Source organism: Desulfobacula sp., assembly GCF_030145145.1.
Lineage (GTDB): Bacteria > Desulfobacterota > Desulfobacteria > Desulfobacterales > Desulfobacteraceae > Desulfobacula.
The window spans coordinates 1-3,373 of the sequence record NZ_JAQYWD010000086.1 but is presented as its reverse complement, the minus strand read 5'-3'; the positions used below and the strand labels follow the sequence as shown (position 1 = coordinate 3,373).

The 3,373-nt window shown below is 42.4% G+C and carries 2 protein-coding genes; both read right to left on the bottom strand.

Translation table 11 applies throughout. From position 1 onward, the window contains the following. Window positions 1-290 precede the first annotated feature (290 nt). Complete coding sequence (locus Q1Q15_RS25365; RefSeq protein ID WP_300465576.1) at window positions 291-1,118, bottom strand: AAA family ATPase; 828 nt, start codon at window positions 1,116-1,118, stop codon at window positions 291-293. Between the two features lie 9 nt (window positions 1,119-1,127). Next, a complete protein-coding gene (locus Q1Q15_RS25360; protein ID WP_300465574.1) occupies window positions 1,128-2,339 on the bottom strand; it encodes a DDE-type integrase/transposase/recombinase in 1,212 nt (403 codons plus the stop codon). Between the last annotated feature and the right edge of the window lie 1,034 nt (window positions 2,340-3,373).

The following is a 3,373-nucleotide window of genomic DNA, read 5'->3' as shown; positions in this document are numbered from 1 at the left end:
TACCACTGCCTCTCTTGGCATAGCCCTGATCCATTCAAGGGTGTACAAGCCCCAGGGTCGTGGCAAAATCGAGCGATTTTTCAAGACCGTCAGGGCCCAGTTTCTACCGGGATTTACCGGCACTACCTGTTGATTGTCACGCTCTGATCCCAAAATAATATCAGGTTATCTTACCTTTTAAGGATAAAGGTAGGCCCGACGATGTATAAATCGTCGGGCCTAAAGCAGACAGCAGTCTACCGCACTGAGTTATCCCTTAGCATCGGAGTCTCCTCTCGTATGCCTCCGTTTCACTCAGATATCTCTATCTGGTCACAATTATAAATCAATTCTGCACTGATAGTTTTTTCCTGTCTGTAAAAAGCTTCGGTTAAAAGCAGTGTTCCCATGTTCATTATTTGTCGTCGATTTCCTCTGCAATGAGATGACATGATGTTCAACGCATCTGGATCAAAAAGAGTTTCAGCGGCACCGGCATTGGATAGCCTGAACTTTATAAACTCAAGACTTTCATCGTCATTCAAGGTGTTTAAATTAAATTGCCCAGTGAGTCGGGTTTTTACAGAAGCCATGATTTGCAAGGAAAGTTTTTTTTCAAGGGTTTCATCTCCCACAAGAATAAAACTTGCGGCCACAGTCTCTCTTTGAGGATTAAACATCAGAGAACAGATATCCATTAACGATTCTTTTTCCATGAGGTGGGCATCATCAATAACAAATACTGGGAATACACTGCGGTGTTCCGATGCCATGTTGGTGATCTGTTTTTGCAGGCTAATCAGCAAAGGCACAGTTCTGCCATTGGTATCCACACCGAGCACGTCAGCTATGGCTTTGAGCATGCCGTTTCTTTGCAATCCACCGTAATGAACCAGAGAAGGCTTGTAACAATTTGCATCAAGCTGGGATAAAACATAGTGGGTTAATGTTGATTTCCCTGCACCTGATGGTCCAAACAAGGCAAAACTTTTTCCAGAGGAAATCAAAGATTTCGCTGTCCTGAGGAACCGTTTATCCTGCTCTCCCAGGTAAGGGATTTTCAGTCGGTAAGTATTTGCAAACGGGTGATATTTACAATTAAAAAATTCTGGTGGGGATTGTCCATGATTCATTTGCATATCGGCCTCCTATTGGTTTGGATGTTCAAATCGTCTTGCATTGGCGTTAAGGTCAACAATTCGGGCTTTTTTCATTTCACTGCCATAATAAATACAGGTTCTGTCCCAGGGCATATAATAAATGGTCACACGGGAACCCGGCAGGCAATCAGGAACTTCATACCTGATTTTCTTGAACCTGATAGTGCAGTCGTTGTAAACCCTGCACCGGCGTTCCATCCTGAACAGAGCATCAATGTCAATTGACGGGGATAGAGCCCGACAAACACTTTTGGTTTGCAGCCTTTTTTGCAACGGGGAACAGTTTAATGAGGAATGGATGGTTTCATGATAACGGCTAACCCATAATTTAAACGCGTCATTGACCTGGTTAACGGTTTTAAATTTATCACAAAGAAATTGATCTCTGACAGTCCTGAATAGCCTTTCAGATTTGCCGCGCCCCTGGGGCTGAAAAGGTGGACTATGAACAAGATCAATTCCGTTTCTGGCACAAAGAATCTTCAGGTGCCGGCTGATATAGGCCGACCCATTGTCGACATAGAACCGCTGGGGAATTCCAAATCTTCTGACAGCTCCCATGAGATCATAAATTAAAGGCTCAACAGATTCTGTAAGGTAAAATCCTCCATGCACAATAAAACGGCTACTGTCATCCAAAATGATGTGCAGATACGTCTTGTGCTTTTTTTTACCATCGAACAATTTCGGCCCATGGAGGAAGTCAGCCATCCACAATTGACCGAAATGATCAAAGGCAAAAGGCCTTACATTTTGTTTGGGATTAATGTGGGGATCTCTTTGCAGGTTATATTCTTTAGCAAACCTGTAAATCGCTGATCGACTTGGGCTTCGACCATTCCATTTGCCCTTTTCTGTGAGCTCTATGATCATTTTGGCAGTAGTCCATCTTGGATGTTCCTCTCGCATGGCATACATTGCTGAACGAATATCATCAGGGATCTGGTGTTTGCCTTTATCTGATCTTTCTTTTCCTGTAAGGCCTGGCAAACCACAGCTAAGATAGCGGTATCGCCACTTCCTCAATGTCTCAGCACTTAGGGAAACATGTAATCCATCAGGATGTACGTACCGCTTCAAGGATGCCTGATCAAGTAATTCCCCCACAGGGATATCATTGGCATCTTTGTGCAGAAGGGGGCTGATGATCCCATAACGCCACAAGGCAATTTCAAATTTCTTGTCATTTTGTTCTTTCATTCAAACCTCCATTTAAAAAGTTAAACTTCATAAAGGTTTGATTAACAAACTGACTGATTTTACAACATATACGTTTTGTGGTGGTGTGCTCTTAACTCCACCGATTCGGGTAAAAAGCCCAGGAAAAATCCCTATTAAATGATGTCCATGATTTATCAGGGGAGAAACAAGGGGAAGGCCCCCAAGAGGCTATGCCAAATTCCTGCCGGAGCCATTCTTGGATTGCAGAAGCTTTGGCTAACCATCGTTGCGTTTTCGGCCAATTGCTGTTGGTTTTCCGGGCAATATTTGCGATACTATCTCCTTGCTCGTACATTTTAAGAATATGCATCAACATACACAAAGAGGCTCTGAATATACGCAAAAAAGCATGGGGCAAAATTGAAAACGTCCTACAAGGACACTTATCGTTATAACAGCGGTAGCGCTGAATATTTATTAATTCGCCATTAAACGAATATCGTCTATAAAAGCCCCATTTTACATAGATGTGACGGTTCCCACAGTGAGAGCAACAAACAAGTGATTTGCAATTTTTTCTTGTGATTTCTGACAAAACAGTTATTAATGAATCCCATGGTTGGGGCATGTGTTTCTCCTTATTTTAAAAACTGACATTTTTAAAAACAACAATAAAGATATAACACATGCCCCCCCTCTAATCCCCCCCGAAAGGGGGGAGGAAGATAAAAGGCATGAGGCGGTTCCTGCTGTCCATTCAAAGCTCTACTTTTTGGCATCCTTCATATCACCCCAAAAGTACTTTGTACTTTTTGGGGAATGATTTTCGAAAAAATGGGGTTCTTGCTCCAACAAGTGTAAACTGGCAAATGAAGGATGCTTATTTTTTCTCACAAATTAATACCTGAAAAATATTACATAGGGCTAACTGCGTGAGATTTTAGATGGGATTTGTGGGACCTCTTTGTGACTCTCTACAACTACCATAGAGGAAATCAACCATTGCTTTGAACAATGGCTGACCCATGACTATAATGACCGTAAGCATTCGGCCACGGGGGAAAAACCTTTAA

Coding starts and splice junctions, on each gene's coding strand:
- Q1Q15_RS25365 (WP_300465576.1), bottom strand. CDS start 1,118: ATGCAAATGAATCATGGACAATCCCCACCAGAATTTTTTAATTGTAAA.
- Q1Q15_RS25360 (WP_300465574.1), bottom strand. CDS start 2,339: ATGAAAGAACAAAATGACAAGAAATTTGAAATTGCCTTGTGGCGTTAT.